The sequence below is a fragment of the Variovorax sp. P2_H12 genome (genome assembly GCF_056403395.1).
This window is the reverse complement of the sequence record NZ_JBFUFO010000210.1, coordinates 1-436: the sequence shown is the minus strand read 5'-3', so window position 1 is coordinate 436 and position 436 is coordinate 1. Positions and strand designations below refer to the sequence as shown.

At 72.2% G+C, this 436-nt stretch carries 1 protein-coding gene; it reads left to right on the top strand.

Annotation, left to right across the window (positions count from 1 at the left end; genetic code table 11):
* Positions 1-193: hypothetical protein (locus tag AC1DYK_RS35845; protein ID WP_478170593.1), on the top strand; the 193-nt coding region annotated here is incomplete at its 5' end.
* Positions 194-436 lie beyond the last annotated feature (243 nt).

Below are 436 nucleotides of genomic sequence, written 5' to 3'. Positions count from 1 at the left end.
CGACGACCTCCGCTTCGCACGCCGTCATCTGGCTCCATGGATCGGTCGGCGTCTGACCGGCCGGTCGTCCGGCGACGGACGGACGGGCGCCCAGTTCAGCGCCGAGCTCGGGAAGGCCTTCTGGGTCACCCCCGAGGACGACCGGGACCCGGGGCCGGTGGCCACGTGGCGCCGGGTGGACGGCACCCGCTAGGGAATGGCGTGTCGGGGCTGCTGGGCGCAGCCGCCGTAGCTCTCGAACCGGCCACCCGCCTCGGATCCGACATCCGTCGCCCCGGACTGCCGATGTGTCAGGCGTGGCAGGTGCTGCAGCTGTTGTCACTGAGGTGTGGGCCCCGCCGCCAGTCCGGGGGTGACGCCCATGACGCGTTGCGGGTGGCCTGACGCTGTTCGGCGAACTCGCGGTTGCTGAGCGTCTGCCTGCGATGGGCATCGG